A 22923-nucleotide genomic window follows, 5' to 3' on the forward strand; every position below is an offset into this window, starting at 1 on the left:
TGCCGACGCCTGAATACAGGACATCACCTTGGCCTTACTCCGCTTTCTCGATCGCGCGCTGTTTCGCGTCATATCCCTGATCACTCAGCTTCTGATGCTGTCCGCCGTGGGCGCCGGCTTCTATCAAGTGGTGGCCCGTTTCATACTCCAATCGCCTGCCGACTGGAGCGAAGCCTGGACGCGCGCCTCGTTGATCTGGACGGTGATGCTGGGCATCGCCCTGGCCTTTCGCTACGGCGCCATGCTGAGTGTGGAAGTGCTTCACGGTTTTCTGAAAGGCCGCAACAAGCGCTGGCTGGAACATTTGGTGATGGTCATTTGCGTCAGCTTCCTGGGTTTCATGGCCTGGATAGGCGGTCAGATGACTTACCGCGTGCGATTCCAGACCATGCCCAGTCTGGAAATCTCCATCTCCTGGGTGTACGTGGCCATCCCCATCGGCACCACGCTCGCCATATTGGCTGTCCTCGCGTACTGGGCGGAAGGCTCGCATGACGCGGTTGTGGACGAGACCACGGTTTGAATCGCGCCATGATGAGCCCGCTTTGCGCCCGGCCCCCGCATGCCCCGGGCCGCCAGGCCCTGGCCGCCTGCGCCGCGCCGGCGTCAGGTCGCGCCCGCCCGCGACGGGCCCGCGGCCGCTTACGCCCCTCTATCTGTCTTGATCTGGTGATGCTATGCCGCAGTTGATGGTCGTATCGATGCTGTTGTTCTTTGCCGTGTCCGTACCGGTGGCGGTATCCATCGGGCTGGCCAGCATACTGGGTGTCGCCTACGACGGGCAGATGACCTGGCTGGTCGTGGCACAGCAGATCTACGCGTCGCTGGACAAGTATCCGCTGGTCGCCGTGCCCTTCTTCATCTTGGCCGGCAACCTGATGGAGGCGGGCGGTATCTCCGAACGTATGGTGGATTTCGCCAAAAGCGTCGTCGGCGGCATGCAGGGCGGTCTGGCCTGCAGTTGCGTGCTGACCTGCATGATTTTCGCGGCGGTCGCGGGCTCCAGCGTTGCCACCACCTTTGCCGTGGGCGCAATTCTCATCCCCGCCATGGTCAAGCATGGCTATCCCAAGCCCTTTGCAGCCTCGCTACAGGCTTCGGCGGCCGAGCTTGGGGTCATCATCCCGCCTTCCATTCCAATGATCCTGTTCGCGGTTTCCACGGATACCTCGGTGGGCGAACTCTTTATCGCTGGTGTCGGCCCTGGCCTGCTCATTGCCGGCGCCCTCATGTTTTACGTGTGGTTTTACGCGCGCCGCCATGGCTATGGCAAGGCAGACGGCGTTGGCCGTCTATCGCTCTGGGTGTCGTTCAAGCGTGCATGGCTGGCCCTGCTGATGCCCGGCATCATTCTGGGCGGCATTTATGGCGGCATCTTCACGCCTACCGAAGCGTCCGCCGTCGCGGTGGTCTATGCGCTGATCGTAGGCTTTTTTGTGTACCGGCGTCTGACCATCGCCTCGCTGTCGCTCGTCTTGCATCGCTCGGTGATTTCCACCGCCGTGATTATGTTCGTCATCGCCAATGCGGGCGTTTTCGGCTTTCTGCTCAATCGCGCAGGCATCCCCGCAGCGCTGGGCGAATGGCTAAGCCTGATCTTTCACGACAAATACACCTTTCTGCTGGGCGTGAACATTGCTTTGTTCATCATCGGCATGTTTATCGAGACCTCGGCCTCTATCGTTGTCCTCGCACCCTTGCTGCTGCCCGTCGCCATGCAGTTCGGGGTGGAGCCGGCTCATTTTGGCGTCATCATGGTGGTCAATCTCGCGCTGGGGATGGTCACTCCGCCTTTCGGCGTCAATCTCTTCGCCGCCTGCGCTGTCGCCAACCTGCCCATAGAACGCCTGGTCAAGCCCTTGCTCCCTTTCGTGGGGGTTGTCGTGGCTTGTCTGATGCTGATTACCTATGTTCCTGAGCTTTCTCTGTTTCTCAAAGAGCTGGTGTATTGAAGGAGCGGGAGGCCCCATAGCGCGCAGTGATGGAGCGGTTTTGCTGTGTCTGCGACAGCGGGGTCTCGTTGGTTTCTTATGACGGCCGAGCGGTGTCTTGTCCGGCTTGCTGCGGCACAAAACTGAGCCGTTATGACCGTTTCTTGAGGTCTGATGATGCTGCGTTGCAGTGTTTACTCAGGTTTCTTAAGGCGCGGCGGTGCTGCCCAGGGCTGGGCGGGCATGTTTCGGCGGTCCCTGCGGGACTACCCGCTTTTTGACCCGGATCGGGGCGGCCGCAAAACTCGCACGGTGCACAGTCCACTGGACTGTGCACAAGCGTCGTGCTCGAGCAGTTGCGGCCTTGTCTCCCCGCTCCAGGCCAAAACGCGGCGCCTGCACAATCTGCCCGTCCAGCCCTGTGCAGCACCGTCGCGCAAGCGCAGCGAATGGCCTGCGTGGTTGTTTGATGTGCCAGCAATCCGTCCTGAGCCGTTATGACCGTTTCTTGAGGTCTGGCTGATGCTGCGTTGCAGCGTTTGCTCAGGTTTCTTAAGGCGCGGCGGTGCTGCCCAGGGCTGGGCGGGCATGTTTCGGCGGTCCCTGCGGGACTACCCGCTTTTTGACCCGGATCGGGGCGGCCGCAAAACTCGCACGGTGCACAGTCCACTGGACTGTGCACAAGCGTCGTGCTCGAGCAGTTGCGGCCTTGCCTCCCCGCTCCAGGCCAAAACGCGGCGCCTGCACAATCTGCCCGTCCAGCCCTGGGCAGCACCGCCGCGCGAGCGCAGCGAACGGCCTGCGAAGTTGTTTGAGGTGCCAGCAACCCGTCGCATGGCACGACTCCGAGGCGAAGACGGCTCCAGATAATGGGAGCCGTCTTCGCGAGCGCAAGAGTTCTTCGGCATCAACTGAACCCCACAGCAACATGCCAAGCACCTCACCCGCCCCAGCGGCGCCGAACCGGCGAGGTTGTGCCGGAAGCCGGATGAGCCCCTGCCCGACCGTCTTAGAAACGAATAGACTCGGAATAACGACGAGCAAGGTTCGTCCAACAGATCAAAACGGCGGATCATCATCCTCAGGAACCGAAGCCGGCGCCGCTGTCTTGGCAACCGCCTTCTTCACCGCAGCCTTCTTGACGGTCGCCGTCTTGGCCGCCGCCTTCTTCGTCGCAGCTTTCTTCACAGCCGTCTTCTTCGCGGCCGTCTTGCTGGCCGTCTTGGTCGCCGTTTTCTTCGCAGCCGCCGTCTTGGCCGTAGCCTTCTTGGCAGCCGTCTTGCTGCCCGGCTTCACCGGCCTGGGCTCAAACTCAAACCCAACTTTGCCATTGTCCTGCTTTACCAGATACGCCTTGAACTTGCGGTTCGTCCGGCTGGATACAAAGCCCTCCAGCAAATCCGTCTTCCCCTCGGCCAGCAGCTTATGCACCTGCTCCGCCGAAATCTCCTGCTGCAGAATCATTTTGCCTGTGCGGAAATCACAGGCCTTTTCCGGCCCGACAGACTTCTCGCACACATAATTCATCCCGTACTCATACACCTTGTGCCCGCATTTTGGACAATCCCCCACAGGCGTATGACCCGAGAAATCCACAGGCTCGGTGTCCTGGTCGTCCTTTTGGCCAAAATCGAACTCCAGTTTGTATTCATCGGTGATGCGCAGCAACGCCGCGAACGGCCGCCCCATCTTGCTGATAAAACCCGGCAGCGGCCCGAGCTCGCGCTTGGCCAGCAGCTCTTCGACCTCCTGGATTTCAAACGTGCGCCCGCCTGGATGCTTGCCAATAGAAAAATCGCAGTTCGTGCAAGCGTAACGGCGATAGTTTTCCTTAACCACCCCGCCGCACTTGGGGCAGGGAGTGCTGAGCGTCGAATAATCGCCCGGCACCGTATCGCGCTCATATTCCTTGGCGCGCTTGACGATCACCTGCGTCATTTGCGCAATTTCACGCATAAAGGCGTCACGATCAAGCTGGCGCTGCTCAATCTGCTTGAGGCGATGTTCCCATTCACCCGTAAGTTCGGGCGACGTCAGCTCGTTGACCCCCAGGCCCGACAGCAGTGTCATGAGTTGGCGCGCCTTGGCGCTGGGAATAAGCTCGCGCCCCTCGCGGCGCAGATAGCCTTCGTTGAGCAAGCCTTCAATAATCGCCGCGCGCGTGGCTGGGGTGCCCAGGCCGCGTTCAGACATTGCTTCACGCAAGGCTTCGTCGTCCACCAGCTTGCCTGCCCCTTCCATGGCGGACAGCAGCGTGGCTTCGGAAAATCTGGCGGGCGGCTTGGTCACCAGGCCGCGTGCTTCGATGTCTTCGGTGCGAACATTTTCGCCATCGGACACCGGCACCAGCGTCGTATCGTCGCCCTGTGCTTCGCGCCCGTAGATGGCCAGCCAGCCCGCCGACACCAGCACCTTGCCTTCTGTCTTGAAATGATGTCCCGAGACCTCGGTAATGCGCGTCGTCACGCGAAACTCGGCGGGTGGGAAAAACACGGCCAGAAAACGGCGGGCAACCAGCTCGTAGATTTTCCTCTCGGCGTCGCTCAGATCCCCTGGCACCTGCAGCGTGGGAATGATGGCAAAGTGATCGGAGACCTTTTTATTGTCAAAAATACGGCGATTGGGCTTGACCCATTTTTCGCGACATACCTTTTGGGCGTGGGGCCGCACACTGGCCGCTGCCGAAGAATCCTGCGCGGCGAGCGCTTCCATGGTCTGCTGCACCGTGCCCACGTAGTCTTCGGGCAGGTAACGCGAATCGGTACGGGGATAGGTGAGTGCCTTGTGCCGTTCGTACAGCGTTTGCGCCAGCGCCAGCGTGGTCTTGGCCGAAAACCCAAAGCGCGAGTTGGCTTCGCGCTGCAAAGAGGTGAGATCGAACAATGCCGGCGAAGACTGCGTGGTGGGCTTGGATTCCTCGGTGACGGTGCCCGGTTGCTCGCGGCAGGCCGCCACAATGGTTTGCGCTGCTGTCTGCGACCACAGGCGCGAATCACGCTTTTCGGCGTCGCGCTCATCCCTGGCGAACTTGGGGTCGAACCAGCGGCCCTCGTACAGCCCGGCGGCGGCCACAAATGTGGCATGTACTTCCCAGTAGTCACGGGGAACAAACTTGCGGATGCGCTCTTCGCGTTCATTGACAATGGCCAGCGTGGGCGTTTGCACCCGGCCAACCGGCGTCTTGAAGAACCCCCCATCCTTGCTGTTGAAGGCCGTCATGGCCCGCGTGCCGTTGATGCCGACCAGCCAGTCTGCCTCGGCGCGCGAGCGCGCCGCCGCTTCCAGGGGCTTCATGGTCTCATCATCGCGAAGATTCTCAAACGCTTCGCGGATGGCTGCCTGCGTCATGGAGCGCAGCCATAGCCGTTGGACAGGTTTTTTGACCCCCGCATACTGTACGATGTAGCGGAAAATCAGCTCACCCTCGCGGCCAGCATCGCAGGCGTTGATGACAGCGCTGACATCCTTGCGCTTGAGCAGCTTGACCAGCAGCTTGAGCCGTTCTGCCGACCGCTTGTCCGCAGGGCCGAGCTCGAACTGGGGAGGAATCACCGGCAAATGGGTAAAACTCCATTTACCCCGCACGGGGTCATTGGGCGCAACCAGCGTCAGCAGATGCCCGACGCTGGAAGACAGTACATACTGCTCGCTCTCAAAGTAATCGCCCTGGCGGGTAAACCCGCCCAGTGCGCGTGAAATGTCAAGAGCGACCGAAGGTTTTTCGGCAATAATCAGCGTTTTAGTCATGTGTTTCCAGTAACTGCGTTGCAGCAGCAATAGCGCGGATAATACGAGGGGTGAATCGCACTATGCAAGTCGAGGGTACAAAAAACAGCCGGCCACTGCAGATCGGTTGGCGCGATTTTTTGCGAAAAACAGCGCTTTCCCTGGCCTGCCTGCTATTGGCGTCGGCTGGCGTGTGCTGGGTCGCCGCCAACTGGCAGGATGCCACCCGTCTGCAAAAACTGGCCGGCACTCAGGCCTTGCTGGCGGTATCGGTGCTGCTTGCCGCCTGGGCCTGCCTGCGGTGGAGAAACAGCGATGACCGCAACTTTTCATTAGCGGCCAATCTGGCCGGCCTGGCAGCAATCGCCACGGGTACACTGCTCGCCCTCGTGGGGCAAATATATCAGACTGGCGCCGACGCTTGGCAATTGTTTCTGTTATGGGCGGTCTTGCTGCTGCCCTGGCTGCTGACCATGCGCACGGTTTTCCTCGCGCTGCTGTTCGCCGTGCTGCTCAACGTCGCGCTAGGCCTCTATCTCTCCCAGGACGGCGGTTCGATGCTCTGGCGCTGGCTGACGGGGCTGACCGACAGCTACAGCTCGCTTGTTCTGGCCGCGCTGAATCTCGCCCTGCTGTTGGGCTGGGAGCTGGCCCAGCGCCAGTTGGACGATCGATGGCGTATTGGGCCACGCGCTTTGGCGGCGGCCAGCATAGGCTGGTGGCTGCTGGCGACGATGGCTGTCGAGATCGATCAGGGCAGTGCGCTGGTGGTCGCCGTTCCCGGGCTGGCGCTCATGGCCGGCTTGTATGCGATCTACACGCGCCTGCGCCCAGACCTCGCGCTCGTGTCCCTGTCCTTGGCTGGCGCCTTCATGCTGGTGGCGATCTCGCTGCTCTTTCGCATAAAGGGAGAGGGCTCGCTGTTTCTGGTGATTCTGGCGTTGCTGGCCGTGGCCATCACGGGCATCCACCATCTGGCTGCCCTGGTTCGGGCCCGACGCCAGGGTGCCGAGACCACGCCCGCCTCTTCGCATGAGCCTGCGTCAGACGCGCACGACCCCTGGTTCATTGTCATGTTTCGCATGGTGGCGGGCAGCCTGATCGCGGTGTTGATTATTGTGCTGCTGGCACAGGTGCTGGATCTGTCCGATGTGCCGATCTGGCAGCTTGGGCTGGGCCTGAGCGCGCTTGGGATGTTGTTCTATCATCTTCGAAACAGCGTCGTTATGCGCGAAATGTCGGTGATCGTGACGCTATCTGGCGTGATTATGTTCGCCGGCGATGTGTGCATGTCGGAGCTTTCCATGCGCGTAGCCGTGTTCGCGCTGCTGGCATTCGGTATCGCCGTCTACCTGGCCGTGCCCAATGTCGTTCTGCGATTTTTTACCTCCTTCATTGTCCTGGGCGGCCTGTCCATCGTCACCTGGCCGGGCGAGTCATGGGGGCGGTTGCTCGACACCTTCGGGGCGGGGCGCGATCTGTACTTGTTCGATGCCTACCTGCGTGTGTGGCTGTTTGCCGTCTTCGCCGTGCTGGCGCTGGTTGCCGCAGATGGCCGCGGCCACGAACGACGTTGGGCGCCGCTGGCGTGGGCGCTCGTGATCCTGGCGCAGTGTGCGGCCTGGCTTGCCCCTGCACCCACCTTGCTGGGCGGGGTGCCTTTGTTGTCGTCGCTTGGCCTTGTCTGGCTGGCCTGCGCCGTGCTGCCTGTGCTCGCGCTGGCGGCACTGCTATGGAGCCGTCCCGGTCTGCCGCCGGCCCTGCGGCTGGGCGCCCCCCTGGCGCTGGCCGTGGCCAGTGTGGGCTGGGCGGGGGCGCCCGGCATCTCGTTGGCACTGCTGTGGCTGCTGTTCGGCCATGCGCTGCGGCGGCGCGGGCTGCTTGTTTTTGGCGTGCTGGCGCTGCTGGCCTATCTGGGCCGTTTTTATTACCTGCTTGACAGCGCCCTGCTGCACAAATCCCTGCTGCTTGGCCTGACCGGTGGCTGGCTATTGCTGTCTTGGCTGCTGTTGCGCCATCGGCTGGCGCCTGTCGACGCGGCACCCGTTGCGGCCCGCGCACCCGCCAGGCTGGTTGCGCCTGCCGGCCTGCTGGCCGGCCTGTTTATCGTGCTGATCGTGGTCAATGCGAGCATTTACCAGCGCGAAGGCATCCTGGCCCATGGCAAGCGGGTCGTCCTGCAGTTGGCGCCGGTTGATCCTCGTTCGCTGTTGCAGGGGGACTACATGGCGCTTGATTTCGATGTGGCTCAGACCGTGTCGCGACAGTTGAGCGCGACGCAGGCGCGTCAGGGCGGTGACGCCCAGCGGCCACGCAGACACGGTTACCTGCGCTTGCGCGCGCGTGCAGACGGCGTCTACGAACTCGCCCAGGTGCTGGATCGTTGGCCCGCCCAGGGCGACCCTGGCAGCGAACTGGCGCAAAATGAGGTCTTGCTGGAGTACCGGTTCACAGGCGGCCGCGTGCGCATTGTCACCAACGCGTGGTTTTTTCCCGAAGGCGAGGGCCACCGTTACGCCCAGGCGCGCTACGGTGAGTTTCGGGTCGGCGAACGGGGCATCGGGTTGCTCACGGGGATGCTGGACGACCAATTGCAGGCACTCTAAGCGCTGTCACGGCGGCATGTCTGGAGGATGCCGAATCGAGCGGCCCAGCGTGGCGTGGCGGCACGCCAAAAGGCGTTGATATCGCACACCGAGAGTGCTTCGAACCCCAAGGCTTGCCAGGCATGATTGAGTGTGGCCACGGGCGCCGACAAATCCATGGCCGCAGCGTGGTTCTGCTTGGATAGCTTGCGGCCGGTGGCGTCACACAAAAGGGGTACGTGCATGACCCGAGGGCAACGGTAGCCCAGCGCACGGGCCAGCACGCGCTGGCGCGCCGTAGAATCCAGCAGATCCGCGCCCCTCACGATATCGCTGATGCCCTGGTCGCCATCATCGATGACCACCACGAATTGATAGGCCCAGTAGCCATCGGCGCGACGAATGATGAAGTCGCCGGCTTCAGCCTGCACATCCTGATGCCGGGGCCCTTGCCAACGGTCCTCGAAGCATTCTGTGCCCGGCGGCACCCGGAACCGCCAGGACCGCGCCTGATGGGCAGGCAAGCGCAGCGCATGGCAGGTGCCTGGGTACCTGCCGTCGGGCGGTAGCTGCTGCCGCGTGCAGGCGCAGCCATATATCCGGTCTTGGGCGAGCAGCTGCTCAAAAACATGTTGGTAGCGGGGCAGGCGCTTGGATTGCCATAGGGGTTCTGCGTCCCATTGCATGCCCAATGCCAGGAGTTGCTGCATGATGATGCGATCTGCGCCCGGCGCCACCCGGGGCATATCGATGTCTTCGATGCGAAGCAGCCACTGGCCGCCATGCGCCTTGGCATCAAGATAGCTGGCCATGGCGGCCAGCAGCGAGCCATTGTGCAAGGGGCCACTCGGGCTGGGCGCAAAACGCCCTCGATAGCGCGATGCAGTATCGCGGACACTGACTGCCATGAGGCCTGGCCCCTGCCTAGTGAGACAGGCGGGTGCGGTCGTCGGCCAGCAGTTCCTCGAAAACCAGGTGGTCGACTTCGGCTTCCTGGCTCCAGAGCACCATGAGGGCAATGATCTTGATCTTGCCCAGCGAAATGGGAGACTGATGCGTGGCCTGTGCCCGCTCAATGACGATTTCGCGCAAAGCAGCAGGCAGAACGCCGGAGTTTTCCAGGAAGGTGATAAAGCCGATGGCCTGCGTGCCCAGGGTCTGGTATTCGTGGTTGGTGAAGATCCGGCGGCTATCGCCCTGTGGCAACTGGGCCAGGCTGCCGCATTGCTCGGTGGTCTCGGCCAGGCCGTGCAGCCAGCTCAGCGCTTCGTTGATGTCTTCGTGCTCAAAGCCGACGGCCGCCAGCTTGTGGGCCAGGACATCGGCCTCGGGACAAGCCTGGGGGGTATAGTAGGTTTCGAACAGATAAACCAGTATGTCGAACATATATGCGCGGTTCCGGTTGCCGTTTATAAAAGACTGAAACTATGAAGGGTATACCGGTGAAGTTTTGATTGACTGTACGCTGATTTGTCCTGCCCGGCAACTTGGGGTTGTTGCTCTAATCATACGATATCCATCAGAGATATGATGTTGAGTCTGCTCCCGCCTTGCCCAGTGGGCAATCACGACGGGATTCAGACTGTTCGCAACAAATGACAACAATACGGTGCGAAACCGTCAACTTTCCATGGCGATGAGCTCAGCGCCATCGCCGACCTGATCGCCGACCTCGAAGAAAATCTCGCCTATCGTGCCATCGACGGGCGCGGTAATGGTGTGTTCCATTTTCATGGCCTCCATCACCAGCAGCGTATCGCCAGCCTTGACGCTGTCGCCCGGCTTGACAGACACGGCAATGATTTTACCGGGCATGGGCGCGGTGAGGCTGCCGCCGTGGCCGGCTGCCTCGTCGCTGGCGTGCGATACCGGATCGTGCTGCTGCAAGACCCGCACGCCCCCTTGGCTGAACACATGCACCTGCTCGCCATGGATGACAACCGTGGCGCGGGCCTCTTCGCCCGCCAGCCGCACGCGCACCTGGTATTGCCCTTCCGTGCCGGGCTCCGCCTTCCATTCAAAGGGGTGTGAGTCCGCTTGCCTGGCGAATGACCAGGCGTGGCCGTCTCTGCTGACTGTCAGCGCGTGGGTGGAGTCGCCCTCGGTCAGCGTGAAGGCCTGTTGATACGCACCGGCCAGCCGCCAGCCATCCGCCTGAGACCAGGGGTCCAGCGGCACGGTATGCCTGCGCCGCTCGGACGCCAACAGCCCCTGCCGGGCCAGCAGGGCGGCCAGGGCCAGTGCCAATTGCCTGTCGGTGGCGGGGCTGGCGGGCGGGAATAGCGTGTCGTGGCGCCGCTCGATCAGGCCGGTATCCAAATCGGCCTGGGCGAAAGCGTCATCCAGCATCAGCCTGCGCAAAAAGGCGATATTGGTCTGCACGCCCACGCTGCGGATATCGCCCAGGGCCTGCGCCATGCGGGCACGCGCCTGCTCGCGGTCATCGCCGCGCACAATGAGCTTGGCGATCATGGGATCATAGTAGGGCGTGATCGTATCGCCAGCCCGCACGCCGCCGTCCACGCGGATGTCGCCGTTGCGGAAGGCTACATGCGGGGGAAAGACCAGCGTGGAGAGCGTTCCGATCGAAGGCAAAAAGCCATTGTCCGGGTTTTCGGCGTAGATGCGGGCCTCAATGGCATGGCCGGTGATGGAGAGGTCTTCCTGGCTGACCGGCAGCGGTTGCCCGGCGGCCACGCGCAACTGCCATTCCACGAGATCATGTCCTGTGATCATTTCAGTGACGGGGTGTTCAACTTGCAGCCGCGTATTCATTTCCATGAAGTAGAACCGTCCGTCAGGTTCGGCGATGAACTCTACCGTGCCGGCCCCTACATAGCCGACGGCGCGGGCGGCCGCCACGGCAGCGTCGCCCATGGCTTTGCGGCGCTCATCCGTCATGCCGGGGGCGGGCGCTTCTTCGATCACTTTCTGGTGCCGGCGCTGCACCGAGCAGTCGCGCTCGAACAGGTACACACAATGGCCTTGCGTATCGGCAAAGACCTGGATTTCGATGTGGCGGGGCTTGAGCAGATAGCGCTCGATAAGCACCTTGTCGTCGCCAAAACTGGAGGCGGCTTCGCGCTTGCAGGATGCCAGCGCATCGGCGAAGGCCGCTGACGATTCGACGATGCGCATGCCCTTGCCGCCGCCTCCCGCGCTGGCCTTGATGAGCACCGGGTAGCCGATGGCATCGGCCTGGCTGTGCAGGAATTCAGGTTCCTGATTGTCGCCATGGTAGCCCGGCACCAACGGCACGCCCGCCTTTTCCATCAGGCTTTTGGCGGCGGATTTGCTGCCCATGGCGGCAATGGCGCTGTTGGGCGGCCCCACAAAGACGATGCCTGCGTCGGCGCAGGCCTGGGCGAAAGATTCGTTTTCGGACAGGAAACCATAGCCGGGATGGACGGCCTGCGCGCCGCTTTGGCGCGCGGCCTCAAGGATGGCATCGGCGCGCAGATAGCTGGCGCGGGGCTCCGGGCCGCCGATATGGACGGCGGTGTCGCAGGCGGCCACGTGGCGCGCGTTGGCGTCCGCATCGGAGTACACCGCGACGGTGCGCAGACCCATGCGCCGCGCGGTGGCGGCAATGCGGCAGGCAATTTCGCCGCGGTTGGCGATCAATAATGTCGTGAACACGTCGACTCCTTGCGATTACATGCGGAACACGCCGAACCGCGTGTCTTCGATCGGGGCATTGAGGGCGGCGGAAAGCGCCAGCGCCAGCACACGGCGGGTATCCGAGGGCATGATGATGCCGTCGTCCCACAGGCGCGCCGTGGCGTAATAGGGATGGCCTTCGCGCTCATATTGATCCCGTATAGGCGCTTTGAACGCTTCTTCTTCCTCCGCGCTCCACTGCCCGCCGCGGCCTTCGATGCCGTCGCGCTTGACGGTGGCCAGCACGCTGGCGGCTTGCTCGCCCCCCATCACGGAAATGCGGGCATTGGGCCACAGGAAGAGCATGCGGGGTCCGAAGGCGCGGCCGCACATGCCGTAGTTGCCTGCGCCAAATGAGCCGCCGATCAAAATGGTGAACTTGGGCACGGAGGCGGTGGACACCGCCGTGACCATTTTTGCGCCATGCCGCGCAATGCCTTCATTCTCGTATTTGCGGCCCACCATGAAGCCGGTGATGTTCTGCAGAAAAACCAGGGGTATCTTGCGCTGGCAGCATAGTTCAATGAAGTGCGTGCCTTTTTGCGCGGCTTCCGAAAACAGAATGCCGTTGTTGGCGATAATGCCGACGGGCATGCCGTGGATATGGGCAAAACCGGTAATCAGTGTTGTCCCGAAACGCGCCTTGAATTCGTCGAATTCGGAGCCATCCACGATGCGGGCGATGACCTCGCGCACATCATAGGGCTTGCGGGTATCGGCCGGAATGACGCCGTTCAGTTCTTGCGGGTCGTACAACGGCGCCACAGGCTCGCGCCGTTGCAGCGTGGTGGATTTGCCCAGGTTCAGGCGCGCCACGGCCTGGCGCGCGAGGTACAGCGCATGCAGGTCGTCGTTGGCAAGGTGATCTGCCACGCCGGACAGGCGCGTGTGCACATCGCCGCCGCCCAGGTCTTCGGCGCTGACGACTTCTCCTGTTGCCGCCTTGACCAGGGGCGGCCCGCCCAGAAAGATGGTGCCCTGGTTTTTGACGATAATGGATTCGTCGCTCATGGCGGGTACATAGGCACCGCCTGCGGTACATGATCCCATCACCACGGCGATCTGGGCAATGCCCATGGCCGACATGGTGGCCTGGTTGTAAAAGATGCGGCCAAAGTGTTCGCGATCCGGAAAGACCTCATCCTGGTTAGGCAGATTGGCGCCCCCCGAGTCCACCAGGTAGATGCAGGGCAGTCGGTTCTCGCGCGCTATTTCCTGGGCGCGCAGATGCTTCTTGACAGTGAGCGGGTAGTACGTGCCGCCCTTGACGGTCGCATCGTTGCAGACAATCATGCACTCCACGCCGCTGACACGGCCTATTCCCGTAATCAGGCCGGCGCCGGGTGCGGCATTGTTATAGACATCGTGGGCGGCCAGGGGAGAAAGCTCCAGAAAGGGCGTGCCGGGATCCAGCAATCGCTCGACGCGATCGCGGGGCAGCAGCTTGCCGCGTGCCAGGTGCTTGGCCCGTGCGGATTCGCTGCCGCCTTTGGCGGTTTGCAACAGCTGTTCGCGCAGGTCGTCGACCTGCTCCTGCATGGCGCGGGCGTTGTCGACAAACGCCTGCGACCTTGGATTGATACGGGATTCTATGACGGGCATTGCGATTCCTGATGGATGCTTGGGTAACGCCTGACTGCCGAATCAGGCGTGAAGGGGCGCGCCGCGGCCTGGCGCGAATGAGGCGCCAGGCCTGACCTGCCCGATGATTTACACCATTTCGATAGCGAGCGCGACAGCCTCGCCGCCGCCGATGCACAGCGAGGCGATGCCGCGCTTGCCGCCGGTCTTGCGCAACGCTCCCACCAGCGTTGCCAGCAGGCGGGCCCCCGATGCGCCGATGGGGTGGCCCAGGGCGGTGGCGCCGCCATGAATGTTGACCTTTTCATGCGGAAGGTTCAGGTCTTTCATGGCCGCCATAGTAACGACAGCGAACGCCTCGTTGATCTCGTAGAGATCGACTTCTTCAGGCTTCCAGCCGGTGCGGGCGAAGATTTTCTGCATTGCGCCGACGGGGGCGGTTGTGAACCAGCCTGGCTCCTGCGAATGCTGGCTATGTCCAACGATGCGCGCCAGCGGGGTGGCGCCAAGTTTCCTGGCCGTGGATTCGCGCATCAGCACCATGGCAGCTGCGCCATCCGAAATGGAGGATGCGTTGGCGGCTGTCACCGTGCCATCCTTCTTGAAGGCAGGTTTGAGGGTGGGGATTTTCTCGGGCATGGCTTTGGTGGGCGCTTCGTCGGTATCGATCACGGTGTCGCCCTTGCGGCCGGCAATCGTGACGGGCGCGATTTCCCACTTGAAGCTGCCGTCTTCGGTGGCGGCCCGCGCGCGGCGCAATGATTCAAGCGAAAAGGCGTCCTGCGCTTCGCGGGTAAAGTCGTATTTGGCAGCGCAGTCTTCGGCAAAAACCCCCATGGCTGTGCCGCGCTTGTAGGCGTCTTCCAGCCCGTCCAGCGCCATGTGGTCGTATACGGTGGAGTGGCCATAGCGGTAGCCCTGGCGGCCCCGCAGCAGCAGATAGGGCGCGTTGCTCATGCTTTCCTGGCCGCCCGCCACCACCACATCGGCGCTGCCGGCCACAATAATGTCATGGCCGAACATGGCGGCCTTCAGGCCCGAGCCGCAGACCTTGTGAATCGTGGAGCAAGCCACGCCCAGGGGCAGGCCCGCGCCCAGGGCAGCCTGACGGGCCGGCGCCTGGCCTTGGCCGGCCTGCAACACATTGCCCATGATGACTTCATCGACCGCATCGCCCTGGATGCCGGCGCGCTCCATGGCCGCCTTGATGGCGACAGCGCCCAGTTCGTGCGCTGCCAGGCTGGAGAGACTGCCCATCATGGCGCCCATGGGCGTGCGGGCGATGGAAACTAAGACTATGGAATCAGACATGGAAATACTCCTGCTTTTCAGGTTTAAGTTGCCGACGCCACAGCGTTCGCGCTTTGGCGGCGCAAGCGACGGCTTTCGTCATACGGGAAAATGTCTTCTATGCGGCCCTGTATCGTGCGTTCGCGACAGGCCTGCCACCAGCTGGCTTCCAGCAGTTCGGCATGATGTTTCAAAAAGGCAGCGCGTACGCGTGGGTCGCCCAGCAAAAAATACTGAAATTCCTCGGGAAAAACGTCATTTGGCCCCACGGGATACCAGGGTTCGGAAGCCATTTCGGCCTCGGGGTTGGGCGCAGGCGGAATGCGGCGAAAATTCATTTCGGTCATGCGCTGGATTTCATCATAGTCGTAAAATACGACGCGTCCCAGACGTGTAAGCCCGAAGTTCTTGAACAGCATATCGCCCGGAAAAATATTGGCGGCGGCCAAATCGCGTATGGCATCCCCATAGTGCCGGACGGCCTGCTCGAGCGCCGCATCGGAGGCGCGCGCGAGATAAAGATTGAGCGGTGTCATCCGCCGTTCGATATACACATGCCGCAGCACCACGGTGTCGCCATTTTCCTCGAGCAGGCTGGGTACCTGGTCGCGCAACTCGGCCAGCAATGCCTCGGAGAACCGGGCGCGCGGCAGCGCGACTTGCGAGTACTCCCACGTATCGGCCATGCGTCCTACGCGGTCGTGCTTCTTGACCATCAGGTACTTGCGGCGCACCGTCGCGTGGTCCATGCCGGGCTTGGCGATGGTGTCTCGGATCAGCTTGAAGACATAGGGGTAGGAGGGCAGCGTGAACACGGCCATCACCATCCCCTTGATGCCCGGTGCCAGATCGAAGGCATCGCGCGAGTGCGCTAGATGGTGCAGAAAGTCTCGGTAGAACAAGGTCTTGCCCTGTTTCTGCAGGCCTATGGTGGTATAGATTTCCGCCTTGGACTTGCGCGGAAACAGCGTGTTCAGGAAATGCACATAAGCGGCGGGCGTTTCCATGTCTACCAGAAAATACGCGCGCGTAAAGCTGAACAGCGTGGTCAGGTCATCGGCCGTGTGCAGCAACGCGTCCAGCCGTATTTGCCCCGAGGGCGTATGCAATAGCGCAATCGCAAACGGGTGGATGGCGCTCTGATTGACCAGCCTGCCCACCACATAGGCGCCCTTGTTGCGAAAGAACAGCGAATTGAGCACCTGGATCTGGCAGTCGTCGGCGAGGCGAGGGCCCGCGCCCCGGGGCAGCGTCAGCCTTAACTGATGCACAGCCAGACGCGCCAGGGCCCGCGCGTCAGCGGGAAGATCAGAGAACGGCGCGGCCAGACCGAAGTCGGCCAGCATCTTGATCACGGACTTTTCCAGGCCTTCTCGCGTGGGATAGTACACGCGGTAAGAGGGCAGCTTGCTATCCAGATATTCGGTGGCAATGGCCGGCCGTACAAACAGGAAATCGTTGTGGAAGTAATCGCGGTGAAGTATGCGGCATGAAACCGAATTAAAAAACGTTTCGGCGCATTCCGGTTGGCGGTGTCCGGCCAGCAGGGCCACGAACTCCGCCTTGACGGATTGCCAGAAGCTGACCTGCGCCGATGTCAGGCTGTGCTGCTCCGACGAGGCTGGCCTGGCATCGCTGCCTTTGAGCGCGGCGGCCAGCACGGTTGTGCATTCGCGCACGCGCGTGTCGTAGTATTCGATGCGTTCGCGCGAGAGCTGTTGTATGCCGCGCCAGTCGCCCGATTCGAACAGAGACTTGGCGCGCTGTGCGCCATAGCGAAATAGCGCGTAATGGCGATTGAAGCCGTCCAGCATGCCCCGCGCCACCTCGCGCGGCGACAGGCCGGCACGCGGCACGGGCTCTATTCGCTGATGGTCTCCGAAATTCGTCATGGCGCCATGCTCACCGTTCAGGCGGTTTCGTTAAAGAGCTCCCGGCCGATGAGCATGCGGCGTATCTCGCTGGTGCCGGCGCCGATTTCATACAGTTTGGCATCGCGCCACAGGCGACCGGTGGGGTACTCGTTGATATAGCCATTGCCTCCCAGAATCTGTACGCCTTCGCCTGCCATCCAGGTGGCTTTTTCGGCGCAGTACAGAATCACGGCTGCGCAATCCTTGCGAACCTCGCGCACATGGCCGGCGCCCAGATTGTCCAGATTCTTGCCGACTGCATAGCAGAAGGCGCGGCTGGCTTGCAGCGTGGTGTACAGGTCGGCCATCTTGCCCTGGATCAGCTGGAATTCGCCGATGGATTGACCGAACTGCTTGCGATCATGAATATACGGCACGACGACATCCATGACTGCCTGCATGATGCCCAGCGGCCCGCCGGCCAGCACGGCGCGTTCATAATCCAGGCCGCTCATCAATACCTTGACGCCGCCATTGAGCTCACCGAGGATGTTCTCTTCAGGTACTTCGCAATCCTGAAACACCAGCTCCCCCGTATGGCTGCCGCGCATCCCGAGCTTGTCCAGTTTCTGCGCCACCGAAAAGCCCTTGAAGTGCTTTTCGATGATAAAGGCGGTGATGCCGCGCTGCTTGGCGGCCGGGTCGGTCTTGGCATAGACGACCAGTGTATCGGCGTCTGGTCCGTTGGTAATCCACATCTTGTTGCCGTTCAGCACATAGCGGCTGCCTTGCTTCTCGGCTCTCAACTTCATGCTGACAACGTCGGAGCCTGCGCCTGGCTCGCTCATGGCCAGGGCGCCCACATGCTCGCCCGACAGCAGCTTGGGCAGGTACTTTTGCTTTTGGGCTTCGGAGCCATTGCGATGAATCTGGTTGACGCACAGATTGGAGTGCGCACCGTAGGACAGTGCCACGGAGGCGCTGGCGCGCGAGATTTCTTCCATCGCGATCATGTGGGCCAGATAGCCCATATTGGTGCCGCCATAGTCTTCGCTGACGGTCATGCCCAGCAGGCCCAGGTCGCCAAACTTGCGCCACAAGTCCATGGGAAACTGGTCGTCGCGATCGATCGCGGCAGCGCGGGGAGCAATTTCGGCCTGGGCGAACTCGCGCACGGCATCGCGCAGCATGTCGAGGTCGGAACCAAGGTCGAAGTTCAAGCCGGGAAGGTTCATCATGGTCTCCAGAGTTCATGGCTGCGGCCTTGGGGTGCGCCACTTCTTTATGTTTTACACCGGGAAGGTGACAAACGGGTTGTGTTTGTGCCCTTGTATCAGGTTTGCCTTGAGCCTGCACGAGGCGTGCTGGCTGACAGGGTTGAATCATTTATTTTATATTACGTTTACGTAAACGTAAACTATGTTGCTTTCCGTTTTTGGGCAAGCAGGGCGTGGCAGGTTTTCTCCTGCTCTGCGATCTCGCTCAGTGTAAGTTCGATGTCCTGACGTTGACGCGTCAGCGATTCGCGATGCTGCGCCAGCAGGGCGAGATAGTGCTGCAGCTGCAGGACGGTGTCGCCGGGACTGTCGTACATATTGATCAGGCTGACGATCTCGCTCAGTTGAAGGCCCAGCCGCTTGCCGCGCAGCGCCAGCTTCAGGCGAGTGCGGTCGCGGGCGGTATAGACGCGGTTCCGCCCCTCGCGCCGCGGACTGACGATACCCTGGTCTTCATAGAAGCGAATGGTGCGTGGCGTAATGGAAAACTCTTGCGCCAGCTCGGAAATGGTCCAGAAGGTGTCAGACATGGCAAGGTTTCAGCAGTTAACGTTAACGTCACATGATGCCATAATACGTCGTTCGGGCCTATCGCTTGCCATGGCTTTTATGCCCGTCGCAACAGTCGAGTATCGTAGAGCCTGGATCGGTGGCGTTGCCGCTGGATAAAGCTGGATTGGAGACGCAATGAATCCTAATGAACAAAAGCTGGATTACCCCTGGGGCGACGAGCTCCCCGCGCCGGGCACCGCCCGCAGCGTGGCCGATGGCGTGCGCTGGGTCCGCATGCCCTTGCCCTTTGCGCTGGATCATATCAACCTCTGGTTGCTGCGCGACAAGATCGATGGCCGCGAAGGGTGGACCATCGTAGATTGCGGGGTTGCCCGCGATGAGGTCAAGGCCTTGTGGAATCAGGTGTTCGACGATGCGCTGGACGGCCTGCCCGTACTGCGTGTCATTGTCACGCATATGCATCCCGATCATGTGGGCCTGGCCGCCTGGCTGTGCGAGCGCTGGGATGCACCGCTCTGGATGACCATGACGGATTACGCGACGGCCTGTCTTTGGTCCAGCGGCAATGCGCCGGCAGGCGGCCCCACCGGGCAGAGCGCGTTGGCGCATTTCATGCTGCATGGCCTGGTCGATAAAGCTGCGCAAGAAACCATAGGCAAGCGCGCAGGCTACTATCCTGGCCTGGTGCCCAGCATGCCGGGCAGCTTTCGCCGCATCATGCATGGCGATCATTTCATGATCGGCGGGCGCGAGTGGCGCGTGATTGTTGGCTATGGTCACGCACCCGAACACGCTTCCCTGTATTGCGACACCTTGCGTTTGCTGATTTCGGGCGACATGGTCCTGCCGCGCATTTCGACCAACGTCAGTGTCTTCAACTACGAGCCCGACAGCAATCCGCTGCCGCTGTATCTGAATTCTCTGCGCCGTTACGACGACCTGCCTGAAGACACGCTGGTGCTGCCGTCTCATGGACGGCCCTTCCGCGGCCTGCATGAGCGCATTCAGCAGCAGCATCGACACCATGCGGAAAGGCTTGAAGAGGTGTTGACTGCGTGCGCCCAGCCGCACAGTGCGGCGGAAATCGTGCCGATCATGTTCCACCGCAAGCTGGACCATCATCAGCTCACTTTCGCCATGGGCGAGGCGCTGGCCCACCTGCATGCACTGTATTACGAGGGCAAGCTGGCGCGTCTTCATGGCGATGACGGCATCATCCGCTTTCAACGCGCGGACGGGCCGCCCATTGGCAGGCAGGGTGCGCTTGGCGGTTGAGATGACTGGAAAATAAACGCCAGGCGCCGCCTGTGTCTGGCGGTGTCGGGCCACTGGCGACAAAGACGGCCCGACGGACAGGCGAGCCTGGCTGCAGGCTGTCTCAGCGGCTAACGCGGGGCGGCAGGGACGGCGATCAGGGCAGATGGCGTCAGCGTTGCGACATCATCAGCTTGACCGCCAGGCCCACGAAGACCGTACCTGCAATGCGGTTCAGGACGCGCTGGGCGCGTTGCGACGATTGCATGCGCTCGCCCAGCGTGCCCGAAAACCACGCCAGCAATCCAAAGACCAGTAGCGTCGACAGCATGAACAGGCCGCCCAGACTCAGGGTCTGCAAGGCGACGGATCCGCGCGCGGGCGAGGTGAACTGCGGCAGGAACGCCAGGAAAAACAGCGATACCTTGGGATTGGTGAGGTTCATGATAATGCCGCGCCGATAGAGCTGGCCGGCGCCCAGCGCCGCCGGACGCTCGCCGGTATGATCCATGCCCTTGAACCGGAATGCCTGCCAGGCCAGATACAACAAGTAGAGCGCACCGGCCAGCTTGAGCGTCGTGAACGCGGCTTCAGACGTAGCGAAGACGGCGGCCAGGCCAATGGCCACGGCGACCGTGTGCCCGATCAGCCCCGTGCAGAGGCCCAGCACGACGAACATGCCCGATCCCCGGCCCCACATGGCCGATTGCATGAGCACAAACAGATTGTCGGGCCCGGGCGCCAGCGCCAGCAGGACGGCGACGCCAAAGAAAGAAAGTGCGACTTCAGGAGTAAGCATGGCAGCGTCAAAGTTTGGGCCAAGGTCTGTTAACGCCTTGACGACGTGTTGAGCGAAGGTCAGGCGGTTTCGTCGAGCAGGCGCCGATAGCGGTCGACACTATCGTTCAGATGCCTGTACATGGCGGTGCGGGCGGCGGTTGGATCACCGCGCATGATGGCTGTCATGATAACGCCATGCTCGCGCGCCGTGCGTTTTTCGTACGCCGCCAGCGTTTTCGGGGATTTGCCCATGCGCTTGAGTTTGAGATCCTGCATGACGTCTTTGATGGAGGACTCGAGCAAATGCGCAAAGTGCGGATTGTTCGACGCGCGCGCAATGGCCAGGTGAAACGCATAGTCGGCGTCGACGGCGGCCTTGATGTCGTCGTTCACTGCGTTGAACGCATCGAATGCGCGGACAATGTCGGCCAGGTCTTGCGGGGTGCGGCGCTCCGCGGCCAGCCCGGCGGCTTCGACCTCCAGGCCAATGCGCAGCTCCATGATATGCAAGGCCGCCCGATTATCGGCGCTGGTGCCGGGCAATATGTCGATGAGCGATTCGTTTGGCGCCACAACGAAAACGCCTACGCCGGGCTTGCTGGCCAGTCGTCCGGAAAGCCGTATCGAGGCAACCGCCTCGCGGATCACGGTGCGGCTCACGCCGAATTCCTTGCATAGCTGCTGTTCGGAGGGCATGCGGTCGCCCGGGCGGTAGATCTGCCGTTCGATGCGGCGCGAGAGTTCCTTGATGACGGTGTCGGTCAGGGTGCCACGTTGTTGAGGTGCGGTTGCGCTCAAGGGAGGCTCCTTCGTTATTGTTATTGGCGTTAACAGGGGGGATATCCCTAGCTTTGCAGCCCAGGTAAGGCTAAGTATATTTTAACACTTGTATGATGGCTGCTGTATGAGTGCTGGCGGTTAATCTGCACCCGCAAGCCGTCAGTTTTGGCTCAATGACTCTTTCAGGGGAATGCGATGCTCAGCTTGACGAAATGGGCGGCGCTTGCCGCGCTGGCTTTTCCATTGGCTGTCTCAGCCACCACCTGGACCATGGCGACAGGGTATCCGGAAAATAGCTTTTTCACCAAGAATATCCGGCAGTTCGCCCAAGAGGTGGAGCAGGAAAGCGCGGGACGCCTGAAGCTGGATATTCGCGCCAACAGCACCCTGATCAAGCACGACGCCATCAAGCGTGCCGTCCAGTCGGGCCAGGTTCAGGCGGGCGAAATTCGTTTTGGCGTCTATGGCAACGAGAACCCCGTCTACAACCTTGACGGGCTGCCCAATATTGCCGCCAACTACAAAGAGGCCATGCTGCTGGCCGACGCCCAGGCGCCGTTCTTCGACAAGCTGTTCGGCAAAAATGGGATGCGCGTGATCTCCTATGTGGCCTGGCCGGGGCAGGGGTTTTACACCAAGAAAGAAATCAAAAGCGTCGACGACTTCAAAGGCATGAAGCTGCGCATCTACTCAAAGCCGACGCAGAAGATGGGAGAAATGCTGGGTTTCGATGCGATCATCCTGCCATTTGCCGAGGTGGCCCAGGCGTTTGCCACGGGCCTGATCGATTCCCAGTTCACCAGCGCCCAGACAGGGATCGATACGCAGGCCTGGGACAACGTGAAGTATTTTATGTATAGCGGCACCCTGCATAACAAGAACGGTATCATCATTAACGAGCGGGCCTTCCGCAAGCTGGACGACGATGTGCAGAAGATTGTGCTCGAGGCCGGCAAGCGCGCCACCCAGCGCGGGTTCGAGATGAGTAAGCAGGCCAGCGACGAAACGCTGGAATCGCTCAAGAAACACGGCATGCATGTTTCGCAGGCGCCGCAGGACGTCCAGGATGCGCTGGCCAAGATCGGCGAGACCATGATGGACGACTGGCGCAACACGGCCAATCCCGAAGAGCAGAAAGTGCTCGACGATTACCTCGCGATGAAGAAAAAGGCCGAGGATGCGTAGGCTCCTCGACGGCGTTTATCTGATCAGTGGCGTGGCGGCCGGTCTTTTCCTCGCCGGCATCGCTGTCGTGATCGTGTTGCAGATACTGGCTCGTCTGCGCGGGCTGGCCTTCGACTCAACCGAGATCTCCGGCTTTTTCATGGCGGCGTCCACATTCCTTGGGCTGGCCTACACGTTTCGCGATGGCGGCCATGTGCGCGTCAGCCTGCTTGTGAACAACCTGGCGGGGGGGCGGCGCAGGGCAGCTGAACTATGGTGTTGTGCATTCAGCGCATGTCTGCTCGCCTATGTGTCGTGGCATGCGGTCGCTTTCACGCTGGAGTCCTACGAGTTCCACGACGTGAGCCCCGGCTTGATGGCGGTTCCCTTCTGGATTCCGCAGGCGGGAATGGCGCTGGGGTTGATTATCCTGACCGTGGCGCTGGTGGACGCTGCCGTGGCAGTGGCCCGGGGAGAGAAAGCTGGCTATGAAGACAACACCGACACGGCGCTGGACTGAAAGATCAGC

17 protein-coding genes are annotated in these 22923 nt (G+C 61.6%); 6 read left to right on the top strand and 11 right to left on the bottom strand.

Going from position 1 to position 22923, the window contains the following annotated elements; translation table 11 throughout:
* Positions 1-28: 28 nt before the first annotated feature.
* A complete protein-coding gene (locus tag ERE07_RS16935) occupies positions 29-523 on the top strand; it encodes a TRAP transporter small permease (RefSeq protein ID WP_245153762.1) in 495 nt (164 codons plus the stop codon).
* A gap of 154 nt (positions 524-677) precedes the next feature.
* Complete coding sequence (locus ERE07_RS16940) at positions 678-1952, top strand: TRAP transporter large permease (protein WP_130010226.1); 1275 nt, start codon at positions 678-680, stop codon at positions 1950-1952.
* A 1038-nt stretch (positions 1953-2990) separates the two neighbouring features.
* On the opposite strand, the gene ERE07_RS16945 is transcribed toward ERE07_RS16940, so the two are convergent.
* Entirely contained in the window at positions 2991-5678 is a 2688-nt protein-coding gene (locus tag ERE07_RS16945; protein WP_130010227.1) for a DNA topoisomerase III, read from the bottom strand.
* A gap of 50 nt (positions 5679-5728) precedes the next feature.
* Between ERE07_RS16945 and ERE07_RS16950 the strand changes: the two genes are divergently transcribed.
* Positions 5729-8263, top strand: coding sequence for a GDYXXLXY domain-containing protein (locus tag ERE07_RS16950; RefSeq protein ID WP_130010228.1), 2535 nt, complete (start codon positions 5729-5731; stop codon positions 8261-8263).
* Here ERE07_RS16950 and gluQRS read toward each other — a convergent pair.
* From gluQRS to ERE07_RS16990, 8 genes are all read right to left on the bottom strand, one after another.
* The gene (gluQRS, locus tag ERE07_RS16955; protein ID WP_130010229.1) at positions 8260-9150 is read right to left on the bottom strand and encodes a tRNA glutamyl-Q(34) synthetase GluQRS; all 891 of its coding nucleotides are present in this window, start codon (positions 9148-9150) and stop codon (positions 8260-8262) included. The two genes, ERE07_RS16950 and gluQRS, sit on opposite strands and share 4 nt — an antisense overlap.
* Before the next feature lie 16 nt (positions 9151-9166).
* Positions 9167-9628, bottom strand: coding sequence for a Smg family protein (locus ERE07_RS16960; RefSeq protein WP_130010230.1), 462 nt, complete (start codon positions 9626-9628; stop codon positions 9167-9169).
* A gap of 234 nt (positions 9629-9862) precedes the next feature.
* Positions 9863-11881: an acetyl/propionyl/methylcrotonyl-CoA carboxylase subunit alpha gene (locus ERE07_RS16965; RefSeq protein WP_130010231.1), complete on the bottom strand. Its 2019-nt coding sequence runs from the start codon at positions 11879-11881 to the stop codon at positions 9863-9865.
* Between the two features lie 15 nt (positions 11882-11896).
* Positions 11897-13504, bottom strand: a complete 1608-nt coding sequence (locus ERE07_RS16970; protein ID WP_130010232.1) for a carboxyl transferase domain-containing protein — start codon at positions 13502-13504, stop codon at positions 11897-11899.
* A 108-nt stretch (positions 13505-13612) separates the two neighbouring features.
* The gene (locus ERE07_RS16975) at positions 13613-14794 is read right to left on the bottom strand and encodes an acetyl-CoA C-acyltransferase (RefSeq protein WP_130010233.1); all 1182 of its coding nucleotides are present in this window, start codon (positions 14792-14794) and stop codon (positions 13613-13615) included.
* A gap of 23 nt (positions 14795-14817) precedes the next feature.
* Positions 14818-16665 (bottom strand): bifunctional isocitrate dehydrogenase kinase/phosphatase, encoded by a 1848-nt coding sequence (aceK, locus tag ERE07_RS16980; protein ID WP_130010234.1) that lies wholly within the window; start codon positions 16663-16665, stop codon positions 14818-14820.
* Between the two features lie 17 nt (positions 16666-16682).
* A complete protein-coding gene (locus ERE07_RS16985) occupies positions 16683-17861 on the bottom strand; it encodes an isovaleryl-CoA dehydrogenase (protein ID WP_130010303.1) in 1179 nt (392 codons plus the stop codon).
* A 182-nt stretch (positions 17862-18043) separates the two neighbouring features.
* On the bottom strand, positions 18044-18433 hold the full coding sequence (locus tag ERE07_RS16990) for a MerR family transcriptional regulator (RefSeq protein ID WP_130010235.1): 390 nt from the start codon (positions 18431-18433) through the stop codon (positions 18044-18046).
* A gap of 157 nt (positions 18434-18590) precedes the next feature.
* Here ERE07_RS16990 and ERE07_RS16995 point away from each other — a divergent pair, with 157 nt between their 5' ends.
* Positions 18591-19691: an MBL fold metallo-hydrolase gene (locus ERE07_RS16995; protein ID WP_130010236.1), complete on the top strand. Its 1101-nt coding sequence runs from the start codon at positions 18591-18593 to the stop codon at positions 19689-19691.
* A 151-nt stretch (positions 19692-19842) separates the two neighbouring features.
* On the opposite strand, the gene ERE07_RS17000 is transcribed toward ERE07_RS16995, so the two are convergent.
* Together ERE07_RS17000 and ERE07_RS17005 are read right to left on the bottom strand one after the other, a co-directional pair.
* Positions 19843-20469, bottom strand: coding sequence for a LysE family translocator (locus tag ERE07_RS17000; RefSeq protein WP_130010237.1), 627 nt, complete (start codon positions 20467-20469; stop codon positions 19843-19845).
* Positions 20470-20528: 59 nt separating this feature from the next.
* The gene (locus ERE07_RS17005) at positions 20529-21248 is read right to left on the bottom strand and encodes a FadR/GntR family transcriptional regulator (protein WP_130010238.1); all 720 of its coding nucleotides are present in this window, start codon (positions 21246-21248) and stop codon (positions 20529-20531) included.
* Positions 21249-21425: 177 nt separating this feature from the next.
* On the opposite strand from ERE07_RS17005, the gene ERE07_RS17010 reads away from it, so the two are divergent.
* Both ERE07_RS17010 and ERE07_RS17015 read left to right on the top strand, forming a co-directional pair.
* A complete protein-coding gene (locus ERE07_RS17010; RefSeq protein ID WP_130010239.1) occupies positions 21426-22415 on the top strand; it encodes a TRAP transporter substrate-binding protein in 990 nt (329 codons plus the stop codon).
* Positions 22408-22914, top strand: coding sequence for a TRAP transporter small permease (locus ERE07_RS17015; RefSeq protein ID WP_130010240.1), 507 nt, complete (start codon positions 22408-22410; stop codon positions 22912-22914). The genes ERE07_RS17010 and ERE07_RS17015 overlap by 8 nt, the downstream gene beginning before the upstream one ends.
* The last annotated feature ends 9 nt before the right edge of the window (positions 22915-22923 follow it).

The sequence above is a fragment of the Allopusillimonas ginsengisoli genome (genome assembly GCF_004153455.1).
Classification (GTDB): domain Bacteria; phylum Pseudomonadota; class Gammaproteobacteria; order Burkholderiales; family Burkholderiaceae_B; genus Allopusillimonas; species Allopusillimonas ginsengisoli.